Source organism: Bacillus sp. FSL K6-0994, assembly GCF_038630815.1.
GTDB lineage: Bacteria > Bacillota > Bacilli > Bacillales > Bacillaceae > Bacillus > Bacillus safensis.
This window is the reverse complement of the sequence record NZ_CP152043.1, coordinates 2,773,576-2,791,291: the sequence shown is the minus strand read 5'-3', so window position 1 is coordinate 2,791,291 and position 17,716 is coordinate 2,773,576. Positions and strand designations below refer to the sequence as shown.

The following is a 17,716-nucleotide window of genomic DNA, read 5'->3' as shown; positions in this document are numbered from 1 at the left end:
GAAAGGAAGATCATTGTGAAACTGAGAAGCATTTTTTATTTAAACGTACAAGGCATAAGACTTTTGGGAGGATGGGATCACTATCCTAGCGAGGACGAAATGCGAAAGGCATTAATTGATATGTATGGATCTTGTACTAAATTAGGAGAACGGCCAATTATTTTTGAAGTCATTAAGCAAAACACGTTTTATCAAGGCGATATACAAGATTTGCAGGAGGGCTTCTGATATGAAAACTGTGCCAGCGATTGTATTTAAAAATAAACACACTGCCCGCTATCTAAGTTATGGACCTGATTTTATGGATTTAACCGATCCTAACGGAGATGTAAAAGAAATTGTAGATGCGTTGTGTCTCATTAGAAAAGATTGTGAGAAGCCAAGTGATCAAGATTTAACCGATTTTTACAACCTTGTGTCTCAACACAATGCTCCTCTTGATATTAACGATCTCAAAAACTGTTACGATCCTGCTCATGTTGATTATACAATCGAAGAATTTGAAAGAATCAAGGCAAGACATGAGGAGGAAGCGCGATGAACGAATACAAAGAATTTCAAATAACTTTACCATCAGGCGAAATCATCAGACGAAACAGTGAAGGGCTGTATGGATCAAATAATATTGTAGTGGACAAAGACTATGTGATAGATACTTTAGTCCAAAGTCATCAAGAACAAGGTAAAGAAGAAATGAAGTTTTATGAGACGCACGAGCCTTATTATGCATTAATCAAAGCGCGCAATATCGAACGTGCAAAGGAGATTTATAATAATGACGTTGCAGATGACGGAGACGAATTGAAAATTTCCGAAGTCACTGAAACCTATGTAGCAATCAGACACAGTCGAACAGTTGGTGAGGATGGAAAACCGTTATCGGTTAAAGAAGTGCTTGAGGATATGACTAGCGATAATGAAATGGTTCTGGGAAGAGACGGTAACTTGATATGAGAAAGGGGAATGAAGATGAGAAATACATTAGGAGACTTGAACAACCATTTATTTGCGCAGTTGGAGCGGTTGAGTGACGAAGAATTAAAAGGTGAGGAACTTCAAGAAGAAATTGAACGTTCCAAAGCTGTTACTGATGTGGCCAATCGCATAATTTCTAATGGAGCACTAGTATTACAAGCGCAAAAATTTCATACAGAGTACAAATCAAAAGATCTTGAGAAACCGAAAATGCTGGAGGGATAAAGGTGAGGTTATTCACTGAAGAACAAGAATCTTTCATCCGTTCACATGCTGCAGGTTTACTCAATCAAGAACTAGCAGATTTGATCAACCAGAAATTTGGTTTAAATGTTACTAGACAACAAGTGAAGACCTGGAAGCATAATCGTAAAATTTCTAGCGGTTTAAGCGGTTATTTCCCCAAAGGGCATGCACCGCTCAATAAAGGTACAAAAGGCATTTATAATGTTGGCGGAAATAAAACATCTTTCAAACCAGGACACAGGCCTTCAAATTACAAGCCTGTAGGTTATGAAAGAGTTGATCGAGACGGTTATATATTGATCAAGGTGTCTGATGATGGGCCTTCGCAAGAACGATGGAAACATAAGCATAAGGTGCTTTGGGAAGAAGAAAACGGACCGATCCCAAGTGGCCATTGTTTAATTTTTTTAGACGGGAATAAGCTCAATGTAAAACTAGACAATTTGCAACTCATCACCAGACAGCAATTAGTAAGGTTAAATCAAAACAAGTTAATTGCTAATGATCCTGAAATCACTAAAACAGGCATAGTGATGGCAGCAATATATTCTAAAATTGGCGAATTGAAAAGGGAGAGTAAACAATGAAGAAACTACTAATCACACTATCTATCATTGTGGCTGCGGTGCTTTGTGCGCCGTCTGCTGCGGCGGTAACGAGCGGATATAAAACAATTGGAGGGCATAAAGTCAGCGTATCAACGGATGCAAATTCATATACGCCGCGAGCTAAATCAATCGATGTGACAGCACGTAAAACGGGTTCTGAAACGGTATATTATCGTTTCACTTTGCAAAAACGAGTAGGTGGTGTTTGGAAGGATCAGCGGTTTAGTCTAGTGGGATCGTTCAAGACCGCCACACCTGCAAAGGAATTTTACACAGTCAATCATACATCCGGCACGCACCGTATCAAAATGACGATTTACAAAAACAAAAACTGGACAGGCGTAAAAGGCCATGTCTATACGCCGTCATTCGAGGTGCGGAAATGACAATCAGAACATGGCACGACTTAATTACAAAGTATTTCCCTGACGCTGATGATAAGCAGTGTGAATTCATCTTGTGGGAAAAGACTGCTTTTCCACTTGTACATGTGGAAACTATAGAAAGGCAGTTACAAGAATATGCCGAGGAGGTAAAGAAATGAAAAAACAAAACAATTGGGTATGGACTAAACTAACAGAAAAGAAGCATCCTGATCGAAAGGCTGGCACACCAGTTCATACAGCTTATATGAGAGAGGGAGACACAGAATATCATCCTCATAGTTCTTGGATCGATAAAGGTTATATCGAGCGCGTGGACTCATTGGCTCGTCAAAACGAATAGAAGAATAAATCATGACATAGATCGGAGCAAAAACGCCCTGGTCTATGTCTTTCATTGTATATAGGAGGTTGAGGAAATGGTAGCAGAACAATTGTGTTTACTGCCGGGGATCGATGAGAAACAAGTCAGAAATGCTCTGATCAAAGAGCTGAAGGTTTATAGAGCCCTGAAGGTGAAGGAGGAAAACAGAAAGGAACAGGAGGCAAATGGTGCAACAGGCCTTTTCCCTTCTCTCAGGAACCAGGAAGTTTTAAATGAACTGAAGGTCCGTCAGATAGAAAGAGCTCTTGAAAACAGCCTAGATGAAATTGAGCAAGACATCATCCGGATGAAATACCTGACATCACGTGTGGTGAAGGATTTGGAGGTGTGTGAAGAACTGGGTCTGAAGAAAGACCGGTATTATAAATTGAAGAAGCAAGCCACGTTTAATCTTTCAACAGCACTCGGAATCATATGAGTGCTGTTTTTTGTATCTTTATTCCTATTTAATGACAAGTTTTGTGTTGGTAAAATTGACCTTGTCAATGAATAGGAGGGAGTGACTTCTTCTGGGGAAGATACTTGATGCTAAAGCATTAACAAGTGCCATGGATACAAGAGCGAAACACTATCAGGAACTCCGCGAACAAATGGTAGATTTAAAAAAGGCATTACAAGGTGTGGCAAACCTCGGTGATGATTTCACTGGTAAAGGTGCCGATAATATAAAAAGCTTTTATAAAGAGCTAGCTGGGAATGTGGACATGTTTATCAGCTTCATTGATAAGCAAATAGCTTTTCATGAAGGTGTGTCTGGGACACTTGATGATACGAGCTTTGGCGGTGATACTTTTGTAGAAGAGCACTTTTTAGACAACGCTGTACATATGGGTATCAAAAATGCCAAAAGCATTGTAAAGGATCAAAAAAAGGCACTCAAAACCATATTTGAAGATATCGATGACCTTATTTCTTTGGAGGTATTTGATAGCCAAACCTTTGATGAAAAAATAGAAGATGCGGAAGATGAACGAAAAAAGACAGTAAAAGACTTAATAGAGCTTGATCAAAATTTAAAAGATGAATATGCTTTGTCAGAGACGGAGCAGCAAGCTACAATGGCATTGTACGCAGAAATGATGAATGCCACGAATGACGGGAAATCCATTTCACCTATGAATTTTGACAAAAAAGCATTTCAAGATAGTGAAATCTACAAGGCGAAAAGCGATATTGAGAAGCAAACTGCTGAATATCTCAAAATCAAAAAAGAACAAGAAGAAGCCCGCGAGATCGCAAAGGAACAAGAAGCCCTCGCCAACCGTCCTTGGTATGAAAAAGCCCTTGACTATGGGGGAAACATTGTCAATGAGCTAACAGGTGTGAATGATGCTAAACGTGCAGCTACGGGCGTCGATCCAATCACAGGTGAAGAGCTTACGGCAGGCCAACGAGTCGCTGCAGGTGGCATGGCAGCAGCCGGTTATATCCCTATCGTCGGCTGGGCAGGACGCATTTTTAAAGGCGGGAAAGCCGTCTATAAAACCACCCAAGCCACGTCAGCCGCAGTCAGAGCGGTCGACATCTATAAGACGTCACAAAAATCTTTTGATGCCCTAAAGACATCCCAAAAAGGTTTATACGGGCTCACCGCGACCAACGGCTTCAGCGAAGCGATTACAGGTCGAGACATGTTTGGAAACAAGGTCTCGAAAGAACAGCAGGAAGCAAGTATGAATGCTGCGCTTGCAATGCTTTTACCGTTTGGTATGAAAGGAACTATAAAGAAAACTCCAGGAGTTATCCAAAAGTCAAATAAACAAATTAGTGAAAGCTATGATGAAATAAAGAGATTCAGGGAAAAAGCAGGATTAAAACCTTATGCTATTGATTCTGGTGATACGGTAGCAGCAGTTAAAGTTAACGATAGGACATTTTTTGGAGTGAATTCCACGATCACTAAAGAGTCTCAAAAAGCAACAAGGGAGCTAAGACAAAAGTGGTTAAAAGAGGTACAATGGGTTCCACCTAAAAAGAGTTCCCCTAAACATTTAGGCCATGCTCAGTCATTGACACATGCAGAATCTCATTCATTAATTAGAGCTTTTGAAAAGGAAGGTCAATTACCGAAAAAAGTAACTATGTTTGTAGATAGGAAGACGTGCAATATTTGTAGAGGGGAAATGCCAGCCTTGCTAAAAAGGTTGGGGGTTGATGAATTAGAAGTTTATAGTGGTGGATTAGAAAAACCTTTAGTTATCAAAGCAACTAAATAAGGAGGAAATTTCGTGATTGTATATAATGGACCAGTTGAAGAACCAATTGAAAACCCAGGAGAAGAATTTATTAAAAATATTTTCTTTGAAAAAGAAGCGGATTATTGGAAACAAGGAAGTGGAGATTCTTGTTTTGAGGTAGAAGGAGAAGATGAATGGCTTATTTTCTTTTATGATGAGCCATATGGATTCTTTATCATGAGACATCCTAATTATTTAGTCCCTTTGAAAAAGGATGTTGAAATAGAAACAATAGAGCATTTGGTTGGTGGAGAACCAATGAAAGTACCATCATGCAGTTATGTAAGTCGAGAAGAAGCATATAGAATTGTTCAACACTTTTTAAGTACAAAAACTATGCCTGATTTTGTTGAATGGGTTGATTTATATGACATCGATTTTGAACATGATTTTTAAAACTAGAGTGTCCATCTTTATGGGCACTTTTTTATTTGCATTGCCGAGAAAAAACCGAGAAAAAGCCGACAAAAAGGGGGATAAAAAGGGGACCTTTTTTCCTAAGTGGATCATCGTATGATAGAGACAAGCAAAACGAACGTGAATATTTTGTCCAGAAGGAAGAACCTGCGGACGCTGATCATTGAGCACTTTAAGTGCCTTGATTGGTGTCCGCTTTTTTTATTGGGAGACGCGTCTTTCCCTTATCAATGGCGTATCTGGATACGGAACAAAGGTGTTGAGGAATGTGGCCATACGAGAGGGACATTCTGAGCCTGGATAGCAGCTGGTCTGCGGCGGCCGTATCGAGGACAGTTTTTCATTTTACTTGATGATTGGCTGTACTTGGCATCCTCTCGGAGTGTAGTCATCATTGCAAAATCTATTTAAGCGAATAGCGTAAGGTGGTGCTTATTCGGCAAGGAGCGAGTGAAATGAAGATCAGGGATTCTGTTTCTAAAGAGACATTAAAGCAATTTAAAAGCATTGCTCCTGGTTCTAATAGAAAGAAGGAGAACGATGCTGATCCCATTACGAAAAGGGATTGGGAAGAAATTATGGGAACGAGACGCGAAACGTACCAACGACAAGGCGGCCGTATCCGAAGAAAACGATAAATTTTGGGAACAGTCGTCTTTTGGGTGTATGGCTGCAGGTGCTTTGGTGAGGGATAGGAGCGCAAAAATATAAAAAGGGAGATGATGAGCATGGCATCAAAGTTTGGTGTATCTGCTAATCCGAAAAAAGCGAATCATACTTTAGGAAAGGACAAGGTTGTGGTTGTTGCGATTCAGAATCACAATGATTACATTTGTGGGCCAAACCTTATTCCTCAAAGAAAGGTTGAAGGGAAATGGGTCACAATCAAAACGAATTCACCTAACCCGCTTAACCCAGCAGAGAAAAAGTATGATGAATTCGATATCAAGGAATCACTAGGTAACAAAAAAGGTACGTATCGATTCAAGGTGGATGTAGAGCGATACGACAAACATGGCAACCATGTTGAAACTGTCGGTACATTCTACACTAGCGAATTTTACGTTAAGTAGAACTAATTCAGTAAACACCTGAAAATTTCCAAATCACCTCCGATATATGTTTAGGAGGTGATTTCTTATGAATGAGATTAACGAAACCAACGAATTTACATCATTTGAACAGAGTAAATACATCGGGATTTATTTGAAACAATTTGGGGAAAAGATGCATAAAGCAACTATTAATCAACAAATAGCATTTAAAGAGAAAATAAAAAAGCAGCATAATAGAAAAGAGATTCAAATGCTTTTGGGTAGGACTCAAGATATTATAGAGAATAAGAAATCTAATAAGCATTACATTACAGCACTTTTTTCAATCATGTCTTTTTTATTTGGAATTATGATGAATCATGGTATCACTATAGTTGAAAAATTAAATGTACATGCGCCTACATTTATGATCTTGTATGTTTCTTTTTTAACTTTGGGAATTTGGTACATGCAAAACTTTGTTGATAGAAAAGAGAACAAATTATTGATTAGATATAAACGATTACTACAAGAATGTTTAGATGAAATTCCAAATAGAAGTTTTAAATAAGTACCGGACACCTTAGAGATAAGGTGTTTTTTTAATTGGAGGAGAGCCATCATGAATATCAAAACAATCCCCGTACATAAAATTAACCCTGCACCATATAATCCCCGAATTGATCTGCAGCCAGGAGATCCTGAGTACGATGCTCTTAAAAATTCCATGAAGAAATTTGGATACGTTGATCCGTTAGTTTGGAACGAAAGAACAGGACATCTTGTTGGAGGTCATCAACGATTCAAAATATTAATGGAAGATAGACCGTCTGAAATTCTAGTGTCAGTAGTTTCTTTAAATGACCAGGATGAAAAGGCTCTGAACGTAGCATTAAACAAAATCAGTGGCCATTGGGATGAAAATAAACTTGAAAAACTTCTAACAGAACTAAAGGATAACAATCTTGATCTAGAAACTATTGGATTTACTGAAGAAGAATATGAAGATCTATTAGACAGTGTTTCTATTGAAAATGAGATCGTAATTGTTGAGGAAGATAATTTTGATGTGCAAGAGGCACTAGACAATATAAAAGAACCTGAAACAAAGTATGGGGATGTTTGGCGGCTTGGCCGGCATACCCTAGTGTGTGGAGACGCGACAAAGATAGAGGATGTTGACCGATTGATGTCTGGCCATAAAGCAGATCTAGTCATAACTGATCCACCTTATAATGTAGCGGTGAAAAGTGATAGTAAAAAGTTAAATGATGATGGCCATGCATCGATATTAAACGATTCTATGGATGATGGTCAGTTTGATTTATTTTTAAGAGAAGTGTTCCTGAATTATTCAAGAATCATGAACGAAAAGGCAGCTATATATGTTTTTCATGCTGCTTCATATCAACGCACTTTTGAGAATGAGATGCGTCACGCAGATATTGATATTAGATCGCAGTGTATCTGGGTGAAAAACTCACCAACATTCGGATGGGCGCAATATAAATACATGCACGAACCGGTTTTCTATGCATTCAAAAAAGGCTATTCACCTAATTGGTATGGAGATAGAAAACAAGTTACTGTTTGGAGAGCGGATACCTCTGAAGAAGGAGAACCAGCAACAATTTGGGAAGTTTCCCGCGGTGATACTACAAAATATGTTCATCCCACACAGAAGCCGCTTGATCTTATTAATATCCCATTAAGTAACAGCAGCAAAAAAGGTGATCGGGTGGTAGATTTCTTTGGAGGTAGCGGATCAACTCTGATGACGTGTGAACAAACGGACAGAGAGGCCCTTCTTTTGGAGCTTGATCCTTATTTTTGCGATGTAATTAAAAAGAGATTCGCTGAATTTACTGGAATTGAACCTGAGTTGGTTTCTTCTTTATAAATAAAAAAAGAGGGTGCTGACAACACCCTCCCTTCAAAGACAGAAAGAACCTCCCTGCCTAAGAGCGTGATCAAGACGCGGCCGCGTTTGTGGGAAAATATCACGCTCTCATCCACTATTGTAATGGAGGTAAGGGAGAATGACAATAGATAATACAAACACACGTTCCCTTTCTGACGAAGAAAAGAAAGAAATGCTTATGATCCTTCAAGCTGAACAGGCTGAAGGTATAGATAAATCAAAAGAAAACTATCGTAAAATCGCTCAAGCTGGAATCTCTCAATGGGTCAGAGACTTTAAAGCAGGAAATATCAAATTGTCTACTGTGGAAGATCTGAAGAAGCTCATAGAACTCGACATCGATCTACAGAAGCATGACGATATTTGAAAACAAACTCAAACTTAATTCAACAGCTCGGAGGTGGGTGATATGTAATGGCTAGACCGAGAAATCCTAAAAGAGATCAGGCATTCCAATTGTGGAAAGAAAGCAATGGAACCCGCTTACTGAAAGACATTGCTGAAGAATTAGAGTGTTCTCAAACGCTTATCCGCAAATGGAAGAACCAAGACTCTTGGGATGAGAAATTGAATGGTAACGTTACTAAACCAAAAGAGAAATCCAATGGTAACGTTACTAAACGTCCTGGCGCTCCGAAAGGGAGTAAAAACGCCAGAGGGAATAAAGGAGGTAAAGCGCCACCTGGTAACCAAAATGCTAAAGGCAATAGGGGTGGCGCAGCTCCTAAAGGGAACAAGAATTCATTCAAGACCGGTGAATATGAAACGATCATGTTTGAGTACATGGATGAAAAGGAACAGAAGCTTTTTACTGAAGTTGAGACTGATCCTCTGTACCAAATTGATTTATCAATTCGATTATTGAGCGTTCGTGAAACAAGAATGATGCGCTTGATCACTAAATACGAGAATGGATTGACTGATAAGCAGCGGACAGTCTTGCAGCAAATGCGGAAGATGAAAGACGTTGTACAGGCTCCAGATAAAAATGGTCTGATTAAAGCTGTTCCGATAACTAATGAACGTCTAGCAGTGGTCCAAATTGAGGAGACAGACTCACCGCTGCTAGAGAAGATATTGAGCATAGAAGATGCTCTGACACGTGTGACCGCACAACGTGATAAAGCCATTAGGCAGAAAGTCGACATAATGAAAACTATGTCTGAATATGAATTGAGACTTCGTGGACTCGATCTTGCTAATAGAACACGAGAAGCAGAGCTGGAGCGGATCACCGCTCGACCTGTTGATGACTCAGTACAGATAACGATTAAGCGGAAGAATAAAGGTGATGGCTGATGGTTCAAATGATGGAGAAGGAAGTCAATCCACATTTTGAGGACTTTCTTTTTGATTGGGATCAGAAGTTTCAATTCTTGGTGGGCGGCTATGGCTCCTCCAAAAGCTATCATATTGCCCTGAAGCTCATTCTGAAACTACTAGATGAAAAGAGAACAGCCCTTGTGATTCGTGAAGTCTATGACACGCACAGAGATTCCACATTTTCTTTATTTGAAGAGATCGTGAATGATCTTGGACTCGATCATGTCATTCAATGCCGGACATCACCGCTCATGCTTAAATTCCATAATGGGAGCCGGATCATTTTCAAAGGCTTGGACAAGCCAGCCAAGCTGAAGTCGATCAACAACATCTCGATCATATGGATTGAAGAGTGTTCAGAAGTGAAGTACGAGGGATTCAAGGAGCTGCTTGGTCGTTTGCGTCATCCGACATTGCAGCTGCATATGATTCTATCAACTAACCCCGTCGGGCAGGATAATTGGACATACAGACATTTCTTTAAGGATGATCAGAACAACCGATTTATCCTGGATGACGAGACTTTATATAAAGAACGCACCATCGCTATCAATGATACGTACTATCATCATTCTACAGCTGAAGACAACTTATTCCTTCCAGTCAGCTATATAAAGCAGCTGGATGAACTAAAGGAATATGATCCCGACCTTTATCGCATAGCTCGAAAAGGTCATTTTGGCATTAATGGAATTCGAGTGCTGCCGCAATTTGAGGTGCAGCCACATGAAGATGTGATGCTGGCCATCTCAAATATCAATCGTCCTTTGCTTAGAGCAGGCATGGACTTTGGTTTCGTTGATTCATATAACGCTTTGATTCGACTAGCTGTAGATCACGAGAAGAAGTATCTATACATCTATTGGGAGTATTACGATCGTGGCAAGACTGATGATGTTACTGTCGAGGACTTGAAAGAGTTCATTGAAACAAAAGAGCTCATAAAGGCCGACAATGAACAAAAGACAATCGCGTATTTCCGCAAGATGGGATACAACATGGTGGCCGCTCATAAATTCCAAGGATCACGCTTGCAGTACACCAAGAAGATCAAGCGGTTTAAGAAAATCATTTGTTCCGACTCATGCAAAAACACAATCTATGAGCTTCAGCCGCTCACGTACAAGACGGACAAGAATGGCAATATCATAGAGGACGAGTTTAAGATTGATCCTCATACCTTTTCAGCCATATGGTATGCGCTAGATGATTATGAGGTCACCGATCTAAAAGAGCAGCCTAAAGAGCGTAAGCGTCCGAACAGAGAAAGGAGGTCACGCTGATGGGAACAGTCAAAGCGACAGTAATAAAAGCGAATATGTCTGCAACCACTAAGCAGATTTATGAGGATGGATTTAATTACGAGGCTGATGGAATAATCGAACCGCCATACAATATCCAAGAGCTCAAACAAATGGCCGAGTATTCTACTATTCTTCAACAATGCATCGATGCGTATAAAACGAATATTCTAGGATTCGGCTTGGGAATCGAATATGTCTTTGATTTCAACGCTGAGGATGCACCAGAAGGAAAGAAAGGCGCTGCTGAAAAAGAATGGACGAGGCTTGAGGAGCTTGTGCGATACATGAACTATGATGAATCAGCCGAAGTGGTTCTAGGGTATGTGATAGAAGATCGGGAGCGGACAGGGAATGGCTTTCTTGAAGTGTTACGTAATGGTACAGGGCAACCAGCTGGGATTGAATATTTAGATGCTCAACACATGCGAATATGTAAGATAGGCGATCTTGTCGAAATTGACTTTAAATATACCGATCAGGGTCAAGTCAAATCTCTCAAAAGAATGAAGCGGTTCAGAAAGTATGTGCAGCAGATAAACACTAAAAAAGTATTCTTCAAGGAGTACGGCGATCCTAGAACATTGAATGCTGCTACGGGAGAATACAGCGAAGACACCCCTTCTAATCTTGTAGCAAGCGAAGTCATTCACTTCAAGATAGGCAGTGATACATATGGTGTTCCTCGTTGGATTGGTAACATCGTCAATATGTATGGAGCCCGCAAAGCTGAAGAGCTGAACTATCTGTACTTTAAACAAGGGCGGCATGTGCCGGCTGCAATTACTGTAGAGAATGGAATGCTTTCTGAATCTTCGTATGAGCAGCTGCAGGAATACATGAACGGCATCGAGGGATCAGACAATGCACATAAGTTTCTTTTGTTGGAAGTCGAAGGTATTCCCAAAAAGGATGAACTATCGAACGATGAAGAGCCGGCGAATGTAAAGGTAGATATAAAATCCCTGGCCGAGATTCTTCAGGAGGATGCGCTGTTCCTTGAATACGACGAGAAGACGAGAAACAAGATACGTTCTTCTTTCCGTCTGCCGCCGATCTACACAGGTGAATCACAGGATTATAACAAGGCGACAGCTGACACCGCTCGTAAGACAACTGAGGAACAGGTATTTCAGCCGGAAAGAATGATCATCACTGGCAAGCTCAATACACTCTTTCTTCCTGATCTCGATCTCTGGCATGTGCGACTCATATTAAATGGTCCTGATTTTCGTGATCCGCTCGAAATCGCTAAGGTTCTTACGCCGTTTATTCAAGCAGGAGCAGTGTCACCAAACGATTTGCGAGATCTGGCTGGCCGTATTCTTGGTAAGACACTTGAAGAATGGCCAGAGGAAGAATATCACCGACCAATTGAAGCGAAGCCGAAGGCATCAACTAGCTTGCTTGATACGGTTCTTCAAAAGTCTGCGGGTACTAACAATGAATTGGTATCTATCCTCAAAGACCTTAGGGATGAATTAGAGGAGATCCGCAAATGAGCAAGATCGATCAGCTGATAAAAAACATCAATACCTTTGTACAAAAAGCGGAGGCAGATGAGGTCGAGGAACTCAAAGCGGCAGTGGCTGATTTCCCTGAACTGGAGGATATCCCTTCTTTGGTGGAGGATTATGAGAAAACCATTGCTAGATTGTTCAGATTGCAACGTAGGATGTTTTTGAATGAACTGAATGGTTTTATATCCAAAGACGATTCAGAGACGTTAGAATCCATTCTGGCGTTTTTTAATAATGATCTATTCACTTCAGATGAATTTGCGGAGTTGTTCGGAAAAGAAACGGCTGTCTTTCTAACACTTACCGTCACGCAGCTGGCTGAGAAGATCATGCATTCCATCGATGCAGATATTCCATTCAAGGTTTTATCTGAAAGAACCGCTGAGTGGATCGAATCGTGGTCGCAAGAGTTGGCGCAGCTGATGAAGCTGAATACTCATGAGGCTATTGAACAAACCTTGAAAGATGGCATAAAAGAAGGCCGCTCTATCCAGGAGATTGAGTTGGAGCTTAAGGACCTTCCTGAATTCAGCCGCAAGCGTGCACGTGTGACAGCTGTAACTGAAGTGTTGACCGCTTCTTCTGTCGCTCAACATGAATCATATGTACAATCTCCAGCTGTAACGGGGAAGAAGTGGAAGCATAGTGGAGGGAAAAAGAATCAGTCAAGAGAAAGTCATGTGCAGCTGGATGGAACTATCATCCCTCTCGATGAAGAATTTGAGATACCAGGAAGCGGAGAGCGGTGTATGTTTCCGAGAGATACCAAGCTTTCTCCCAAAGAGCGAGTGAACTGTCATTGTGCGGTTGGCCCTGTGGTTGATCCTGTTATTCTAGGATTGTCAGCTGAGGAAAAAGAAGAGATTAGAAGAAGAGTATTACAGAACATGGAATAAAATAGTATAATATCCTCATTACTTTGAGAATGAGGGGAAATTATGAATGTTTATGAATTAATATCTTCTATGTTTAATGGATTTATGTCTTTTTATACAGCAATGATATGGCCAATTGTATTAATTATTGCTATTGGTATGTTGAAAAAGCCTATTACTAATCTTATTCAAGATATAGCAACAATAAAATATGGGGGCTTTGAACTTAATTTCATTAGGAACAAGCTAGAAGAAATGGAAGGGGAAATTGAAGAAGAATTAAAATCGGAGAATGATCCCAAATTGGAAACAGATGAAAATAAGAATGTTAATAAAAGTAAAGTAAAATTGCCTGTAAAGCAAATGTCAAAAAGTAATAGTTTAGATTACAGATTAGCTCAAGTTGATGAAGTTCTTCGTAAACTGTACTTAGCATCCAATCAGGACGAAGAAGATCAAAAGATCAATATTGAACAGATGGAATTATCGTTTATTATGGCTATTTTACAACAGAGGACAATTATTAATAGGAGAATGGCTAAATTAATTAATGATTCTATAAATCTCAGTAATCATTATTCAAAACAAATGCCTAAAGATATTGAATCTCGATTTGCGGATAATTTACAACATATAGAGGCATATCTTAATAATAGACTAAATTATATTCTTAGTGAGTCTTCTTAAAAAGAAGGCTTTTTCTTTTGAAAGGAGGTGAATGAATTGCCACGCGAATTGATTAATGCGAAGATCACACACGTTTCATATGTAGACAAGGCTGCTAATCAAAAGCAGTTCTTTTTTATGAAGTCAGAAAAGCAGCCAGACTTTCAAAAAGAGATCAAGGTAATTGCGAAGGCTGATGATGCGCAGCGTCTTGTATACGGTATTGTATACGAACCAAACGTTGCGGATGCGCATGGAGACTATATGACACCAGAAGAAATCGAAAAAGCCGCTCATGGGTTCCTGAAAGATGCACGTGAGATTGATAAGCAGCATGATTTCCAAGGCGGTGTCGGGGAAGTCGTTGAATCATACATTGCTCCGTCTGACTTTGAAATGGGTGATGAAGTTATCAAGAAAGGATCGTGGGTCCTTGTGACGAAGGCTTCCGATGAAATCTGGGAACAGATTCAAAAGGGTGAGATCACCGGATATTCAATGGCCGGAACAGCAGACATAGGAAAACAAGAGCGTGAGCCAGCTTCTGAAGAGAAGGGGCTTTTTTCTTTGCTCAAAAACTTCTTTTTATCAAAAGGAGAAGTAAAGAACCGATACGACAAAGGCCGCATGCGTCGTGAGTTTTGGGCGGCACAAGATGCACTGAATTCCGTTTTGTATAAATGGGATTCTTACGACGATGAAGACTTGGAGACTGATCCTGACAAGGTTAGGTCAGCACTGCAAGACTTTGTGGAAATTACACAAGAGATTTTGCTTACTGATGACTTAGCGGGGATCCAAACTGATCCACCTGAAGAAGTCGCAAAAGCTGGCCGGAAGTTTTCAGCTGCTAACTTAACTGAATTGAAAAATGCAAGAGCCGCTATCGACAATCTGTTGAGTCAAGCGGAAGAGAAGGAGGAGAATGAAGAAGTGAAAAAAGAAGATCTGCAAAAGATGCTAGATGACACAATTGCACCGGTTGTAAAGCGTCTGGATGACCTTGAAAAAGGAGAAGGCGAAGGTCAGCCTGATCCGCAAGAAAAACAAATTGATGAAGAGGTTGCAAAAGAAATGGCCGCAGCTGTAGAAAAGGCATTGGCTCCAGTTGTTGAAAGAGTCGAAGCCCTTGAAAAAGCACGTCCGCAAGGTAATGGCGTAGGAGATGCACAACAACAGGACTTACAAAAATCTGAAGCAGTATGGGATGGCTTACTTTAAGCCCAGATAGGAGGAACTAACGTGAGAAATCAAGAGGTAATTAACAAGGCGGAAGTGACGCTTGCGACTTTAAAAACAGGCGGTCTCATGAATCCGACCCAATCTAGCACATTTATTCGTATGGTGCAAAATGCACCAACACTGCTACAAGATGCACGTGTTATTCCAATGGATAGTGATGCACAAAAAATCGAAAAAATCGGTTTTGGTCAGCGGATTCTTCGTCCTGGTGTGGAAGGAAAAGCAGTTCCAGCAAGTGATCGAGTTGCACCAACAACAAGCACTGTGGAGCTTAACGCAAAAGAAGTCATCGCAGAAGTGAATATTACGTATGACACACTTGAAAACAACATCGAGGGCGATGCTTTGCAAAACACCATCATGCAAATGCTGGCTGAACGAGCTGCAGTAGATATTGAAGAATTGATCTTAAATGGTGATACATCGTCATCTGATACTTACCTTGCGCAGCTGGATGGTATCCGCAAGCAAGCCACATCTCATATCGTAGATGTTGCTGGTGAACCACTTACACGCCAAGTATTCAAACAAGGATACAAAGCTGTTCCACCAAAATATTTGCGAGTCCCACAAGAGTTCCGCTTCTATTCTTCCCCGGGGCAAGAGGTCGAATGGAAAGATAAAGTAGCGGATCGTCAAACGAATTTAGGAGATGCAGCAGTACAAGGTGGGCTTTCTTCTGCATTCGGTGTTCCAGTCAAAGGAATTGCAAACATGCAACCGTATGATGCGGACGGCACAGATGTTTCAGACATTTTATTGACTCATCCAAAAAACATCATCTTGGGCTTCTCTCGTAATATCCGTATTGAGGTTGATAAAGACATCCGTAATCGTAAGTTCATTATCGTCCTTACTGCGAAGCTCGACAGCAAATTTGAGGAAGAGGATGCTGTTGCTAAGATCATCAAGGTCAAGGAGTGATCAATATGTACACAGCTGAATTGATCAAGGGAAAGACATACTCTGTAATGGGTCATGTCTTTCTTTTAAATCAGGAAAAAGAGATTGAGAAAAAGGTCTTTCAATATCTCGATGGAAATGAGTTCTTTGATTGTAAGCAGCTTGATGTTCCTGCTGATGATCCTAAAACAGATGATCAACCAAAAGAAAAGCCGTCCGAAGAGGAAGAAGAGACAAAAGAGGGAGAAGAACCGTCACTAGAAGCAAAAATCTACACTGAAACTGAATTGAAGGATATGAAAAAAGATGGACAAGAAGCCGTTATTGTTGATCTTGGCGGCGATCCGTCTGAGTTCAAGAATGAAAGTGAAAGAATTGCCTTCATCCTTGAAAATCAACAGCAACAAGAAAAAACAGGAGAGTAAGGCTGATGCTGATCTCTCCTGAAGATGTTAGGGCATATACAGTCTTTGAATCTGTGAAAAACCGCTCGGATGAACTATTGGAAAGTGACATCATCGAAGCTGAAGCTGAGGTATTTAAGATCGTAGGTCATGATTTCACAAGTGAAAAATATCAGCCGCTTCCTGAAAAGGCGAAGATCGCATTGATTAAAATGGCGCAGTTCTTCGCGTTGATCAACGGTGATGAATCAATCATAAAAGGGTACAAGTCGGAAAAGATCGGTGACTATTCATACACCTTGGCAGACGGTAACGCCGTTTCAAAGCCAGATGTGTATAACCTGTTAATAGATTTCATTGAGCCAATTGATCCACCGGTAGATCCGGCAAGTGTAAGAATGAGGTTGAGATCATTATGAGCTATCAATCATTATTAACGGATCGATGCGACATATATCACCTGCAGGAAGAGCAAAAAACAGGCAATCACTATGGAATACCTGTCCACGATGCGCAGCCGGTCTTTTCATATCCTGATGAGCCTGATCAAGTTGCGCAGCCATGTTATTTTACGGAGAAAAACCAATCCATCACACAGCAGGAGCCAAACGCAACCATTCATCAATCGTACCTTGTTCATTTTCCTAGTAATACCGATGTCCGCCTGAACGATAAAGTGGTATGGGAAGGTGTGACATTGAAACTGCAAAAGCCCAGAAGGATCAAAAATCATCATATTGAGGTGGTAGCGATGAGGAGTGAAAGCCTATGAGGATTGATGGTCTTGATCAATTCATTGAGGACTTGAATGCAGCTGTTAATGGCGGCTTGCAAGCTGAATATGAAGAATGGTTGGAAGCGATGGGTTATGAGTTCCTAGACATCGTTCAAGATGAAGTTATCCGTACAAAAACGGTGGATGCTCGTCGTTTGCTCAACTCATTCCAAAAAGGCGATCAAGAAAACGTCTTTTCGATGAGCAGTGGGGGTCTGACGTTGGATGTAGGGACAAACCTAGAATACGCGTCGTACACAAATGATGGTCATTTTACCATTGATCCTTCCAAGAATCAGGATAGACGATGGGTTCCTGGTAGATGGGTTGGTGATCGTTTTGAATATGACCCAAATGCCGAAACAGGGATGCTCCTGAAATTTCAATGGGTTGAGGGTAGCGGCTATTGGGATAATGCACTTTCAATTTTTGAACAGATGTTTGAACAATCATTGGACCGCAAGCTGCAGCAATGGATCGATGAACAGTTTGGGCGGTGAT

The 17,716-nt window shown here is 40.6% G+C and carries 26 protein-coding genes; all 26 read left to right on the top strand.

Annotated features, from left to right (window positions below; all coding sequences use genetic code 11):
* Window positions 1–15: 15 nt before the first annotated feature.
* The 26 genes from MHB69_RS14600 to MHB69_RS14475 all read left to right on the top strand — a co-directional run bounded on the left by MHB69_RS14600 (window position 16) and on the right by MHB69_RS14475 (window position 17,715).
* On the top strand, window positions 16–228 hold the full coding sequence (locus MHB69_RS14600; RefSeq protein WP_306011578.1) for a hypothetical protein: 213 nt from the start codon (window positions 16–18) through the stop codon (window positions 226–228).
* Between the two features lies 1 nt (window position 229).
* Window positions 230–541: a hypothetical protein gene (locus tag MHB69_RS14595; protein WP_342495716.1), complete on the top strand. Its 312-nt coding sequence runs from the start codon at window positions 230–232 to the stop codon at window positions 539–541.
* A complete protein-coding gene (locus MHB69_RS14590; protein WP_340719378.1) occupies window positions 538–954 on the top strand; it encodes a hypothetical protein in 417 nt (138 codons plus the stop codon). Before MHB69_RS14595 ends, MHB69_RS14590 begins: the two co-directional genes overlap by 4 nt.
* A gap of 15 nt (window positions 955–969) precedes the next feature.
* The gene (locus MHB69_RS14585; RefSeq protein ID WP_041085526.1) at window positions 970–1,200 is read left to right on the top strand and encodes a hypothetical protein; all 231 of its coding nucleotides are present in this window, start codon (window positions 970–972) and stop codon (window positions 1,198–1,200) included.
* A 2-nt stretch (window positions 1,201–1,202) separates the two neighbouring features.
* On the top strand, window positions 1,203–1,808 hold the full coding sequence (locus tag MHB69_RS14580) for an HNH endonuclease signature motif containing protein (RefSeq protein WP_226650602.1): 606 nt from the start codon (window positions 1,203–1,205) through the stop codon (window positions 1,806–1,808).
* Window positions 1,805–2,215: a hypothetical protein gene (locus MHB69_RS14575; protein WP_342495715.1), complete on the top strand. Its 411-nt coding sequence runs from the start codon at window positions 1,805–1,807 to the stop codon at window positions 2,213–2,215. Before MHB69_RS14580 ends, MHB69_RS14575 begins: the two co-directional genes overlap by 4 nt.
* A gap of 154 nt (window positions 2,216–2,369) precedes the next feature.
* Complete coding sequence (locus MHB69_RS14570; RefSeq protein WP_342495714.1) at window positions 2,370–2,555, top strand: hypothetical protein; 186 nt, start codon at window positions 2,370–2,372, stop codon at window positions 2,553–2,555.
* 76 nt (window positions 2,556–2,631) lie between these two features.
* The gene (locus MHB69_RS14565; protein WP_342495713.1) at window positions 2,632–3,015 is read left to right on the top strand and encodes an ArpU family phage packaging/lysis transcriptional regulator; all 384 of its coding nucleotides are present in this window, start codon (window positions 2,632–2,634) and stop codon (window positions 3,013–3,015) included.
* 91 nt (window positions 3,016–3,106) lie between these two features.
* Window positions 3,107–4,813, top strand: coding sequence for a T7SS effector LXG polymorphic toxin (locus MHB69_RS14560; RefSeq protein ID WP_342496243.1), 1,707 nt, complete (start codon window positions 3,107–3,109; stop codon window positions 4,811–4,813).
* 12 nt (window positions 4,814–4,825) lie between these two features.
* Window positions 4,826–5,230 (top strand): hypothetical protein, encoded by a 405-nt coding sequence (locus MHB69_RS14555; RefSeq protein WP_342495712.1) that lies wholly within the window; start codon window positions 4,826–4,828, stop codon window positions 5,228–5,230.
* 476 nt (window positions 5,231–5,706) lie between these two features.
* Window positions 5,707–5,889, top strand: coding sequence for a hypothetical protein (locus MHB69_RS14550; RefSeq protein ID WP_165379089.1), 183 nt, complete (start codon window positions 5,707–5,709; stop codon window positions 5,887–5,889).
* A gap of 90 nt (window positions 5,890–5,979) precedes the next feature.
* Window positions 5,980–6,324, top strand: a complete 345-nt coding sequence (locus MHB69_RS14545; RefSeq protein ID WP_327823345.1) for a structural protein — start codon at window positions 5,980–5,982, stop codon at window positions 6,322–6,324.
* Between the two features lie 67 nt (window positions 6,325–6,391).
* Complete coding sequence (locus tag MHB69_RS14540; RefSeq protein ID WP_342495711.1) at window positions 6,392–6,856, top strand: hypothetical protein; 465 nt, start codon at window positions 6,392–6,394, stop codon at window positions 6,854–6,856.
* A 51-nt stretch (window positions 6,857–6,907) separates the two neighbouring features.
* The gene (locus MHB69_RS14535; protein WP_342495710.1) at window positions 6,908–8,185 is read left to right on the top strand and encodes a site-specific DNA-methyltransferase; all 1,278 of its coding nucleotides are present in this window, start codon (window positions 6,908–6,910) and stop codon (window positions 8,183–8,185) included.
* 139 nt (window positions 8,186–8,324) lie between these two features.
* Window positions 8,325–8,573 (top strand): hypothetical protein, encoded by a 249-nt coding sequence (locus MHB69_RS14530; RefSeq protein WP_061419691.1) that lies wholly within the window; start codon window positions 8,325–8,327, stop codon window positions 8,571–8,573.
* Window positions 8,574–8,620: 47 nt separating this feature from the next.
* Window positions 8,621–9,505, top strand: a complete 885-nt coding sequence (gene terS / locus MHB69_RS14525; RefSeq protein ID WP_342495709.1) for a phage terminase small subunit — start codon at window positions 8,621–8,623, stop codon at window positions 9,503–9,505.
* A gap of 11 nt (window positions 9,506–9,516) precedes the next feature.
* Window positions 9,517–10,812, top strand: a complete 1,296-nt coding sequence (locus MHB69_RS14520; protein ID WP_342496242.1) for a PBSX family phage terminase large subunit — start codon at window positions 9,517–9,519, stop codon at window positions 10,810–10,812.
* The gene (locus MHB69_RS14515; RefSeq protein ID WP_342495708.1) at window positions 10,812–12,332 is read left to right on the top strand and encodes a phage portal protein; all 1,521 of its coding nucleotides are present in this window, start codon (window positions 10,812–10,814) and stop codon (window positions 12,330–12,332) included. Before MHB69_RS14520 ends, MHB69_RS14515 begins: the two co-directional genes overlap by 1 nt.
* Window positions 12,329–13,246 carry a phage minor head protein gene (locus MHB69_RS14510; protein WP_342495707.1) on the top strand — a complete coding sequence of 306 codons (918 nt, stop codon included), beginning with the start codon at window positions 12,329–12,331 and terminating at the stop codon, window positions 13,244–13,246. The genes MHB69_RS14515 and MHB69_RS14510 overlap by 4 nt, the downstream gene beginning before the upstream one ends.
* A gap of 42 nt (window positions 13,247–13,288) precedes the next feature.
* A complete protein-coding gene (locus MHB69_RS14505; RefSeq protein ID WP_342495706.1) occupies window positions 13,289–13,912 on the top strand; it encodes a hypothetical protein in 624 nt (207 codons plus the stop codon).
* 36 nt (window positions 13,913–13,948) lie between these two features.
* Window positions 13,949–15,112: an XkdF-like putative serine protease domain-containing protein gene (locus MHB69_RS14500; RefSeq protein ID WP_342495705.1), complete on the top strand. Its 1,164-nt coding sequence runs from the start codon at window positions 13,949–13,951 to the stop codon at window positions 15,110–15,112.
* 21 nt (window positions 15,113–15,133) lie between these two features.
* On the top strand, window positions 15,134–16,057 hold the full coding sequence (locus tag MHB69_RS14495; protein WP_342495704.1) for a phage major capsid protein: 924 nt from the start codon (window positions 15,134–15,136) through the stop codon (window positions 16,055–16,057).
* Between the two features lie 5 nt (window positions 16,058–16,062).
* On the top strand, window positions 16,063–16,461 hold the full coding sequence (locus MHB69_RS14490; RefSeq protein ID WP_342495703.1) for a YqbF domain-containing protein: 399 nt from the start codon (window positions 16,063–16,065) through the stop codon (window positions 16,459–16,461).
* Between the two features lie 5 nt (window positions 16,462–16,466).
* Window positions 16,467–16,859 (top strand): DUF3199 family protein, encoded by a 393-nt coding sequence (locus MHB69_RS14485; RefSeq protein WP_342495702.1) that lies wholly within the window; start codon window positions 16,467–16,469, stop codon window positions 16,857–16,859.
* Window positions 16,856–17,212, top strand: coding sequence for a DUF3599 family protein (locus MHB69_RS14480; RefSeq protein ID WP_125586417.1), 357 nt, complete (start codon window positions 16,856–16,858; stop codon window positions 17,210–17,212). The genes MHB69_RS14485 and MHB69_RS14480 overlap by 4 nt, the downstream gene beginning before the upstream one ends.
* On the top strand, window positions 17,209–17,715 hold the full coding sequence (locus tag MHB69_RS14475) for an HK97 gp10 family phage protein (protein WP_106039773.1): 507 nt from the start codon (window positions 17,209–17,211) through the stop codon (window positions 17,713–17,715). Before MHB69_RS14480 ends, MHB69_RS14475 begins: the two co-directional genes overlap by 4 nt.
* Window position 17,716 lies beyond the last annotated feature (1 nt).

Excerpts from the sequence above, each read along its gene's own strand:
- MHB69_RS14585 (WP_041085526.1), top strand. The coding sequence starts at position 970 with ATGAGAAATACATTAGGAGACTTGAACAACCATTTATTTGCGCAGTTG.
- MHB69_RS14480 (WP_125586417.1), top strand. The coding sequence starts at position 16,856 with ATGAGCTATCAATCATTATTAACGGATCGATGCGACATATATCACCTG.
- MHB69_RS14515 (WP_342495708.1), top strand. The coding sequence starts at position 10,812 with ATGGGAACAGTCAAAGCGACAGTAATAAAAGCGAATATGTCTGCAACC.
- MHB69_RS14505 (WP_342495706.1), top strand. The coding sequence starts at position 13,289 with ATGAATGTTTATGAATTAATATCTTCTATGTTTAATGGATTTATGTCT.
- terS (WP_342495709.1), top strand. The coding sequence starts at position 8,621 with ATGGCTAGACCGAGAAATCCTAAAAGAGATCAGGCATTCCAATTGTGG.
- MHB69_RS14595 (WP_342495716.1), top strand. The coding sequence starts at position 230 with ATGAAAACTGTGCCAGCGATTGTATTTAAAAATAAACACACTGCCCGC.
- MHB69_RS14510 (WP_342495707.1), top strand. The coding sequence starts at position 12,329 with ATGAGCAAGATCGATCAGCTGATAAAAAACATCAATACCTTTGTACAA.
- MHB69_RS14490 (WP_342495703.1), top strand. The coding sequence starts at position 16,063 with ATGTACACAGCTGAATTGATCAAGGGAAAGACATACTCTGTAATGGGT.
- MHB69_RS14550 (WP_165379089.1), top strand. The coding sequence starts at position 5,707 with ATGAAGATCAGGGATTCTGTTTCTAAAGAGACATTAAAGCAATTTAAA.
- MHB69_RS14565 (WP_342495713.1), top strand. The coding sequence starts at position 2,632 with ATGGTAGCAGAACAATTGTGTTTACTGCCGGGGATCGATGAGAAACAA.
- MHB69_RS14520 (WP_342496242.1), top strand. The coding sequence starts at position 9,517 with ATGGAGAAGGAAGTCAATCCACATTTTGAGGACTTTCTTTTTGATTGG.
- MHB69_RS14590 (WP_340719378.1), top strand. The coding sequence starts at position 538 with ATGAACGAATACAAAGAATTTCAAATAACTTTACCATCAGGCGAAATC.
- MHB69_RS14535 (WP_342495710.1), top strand. The coding sequence starts at position 6,908 with ATGAATATCAAAACAATCCCCGTACATAAAATTAACCCTGCACCATAT.
- MHB69_RS14475 (WP_106039773.1), top strand. The coding sequence starts at position 17,209 with ATGAGGATTGATGGTCTTGATCAATTCATTGAGGACTTGAATGCAGCT.
- MHB69_RS14545 (WP_327823345.1), top strand. The coding sequence starts at position 5,980 with ATGGCATCAAAGTTTGGTGTATCTGCTAATCCGAAAAAAGCGAATCAT.
- MHB69_RS14570 (WP_342495714.1), top strand. The coding sequence starts at position 2,370 with ATGAAAAAACAAAACAATTGGGTATGGACTAAACTAACAGAAAAGAAG.
- MHB69_RS14485 (WP_342495702.1), top strand. The coding sequence starts at position 16,467 with ATGCTGATCTCTCCTGAAGATGTTAGGGCATATACAGTCTTTGAATCT.
- MHB69_RS14575 (WP_342495715.1), top strand. The coding sequence starts at position 1,805 with ATGAAGAAACTACTAATCACACTATCTATCATTGTGGCTGCGGTGCTT.
- MHB69_RS14530 (WP_061419691.1), top strand. The coding sequence starts at position 8,325 with ATGACAATAGATAATACAAACACACGTTCCCTTTCTGACGAAGAAAAG.
- MHB69_RS14540 (WP_342495711.1), top strand. The coding sequence starts at position 6,392 with ATGAATGAGATTAACGAAACCAACGAATTTACATCATTTGAACAGAGT.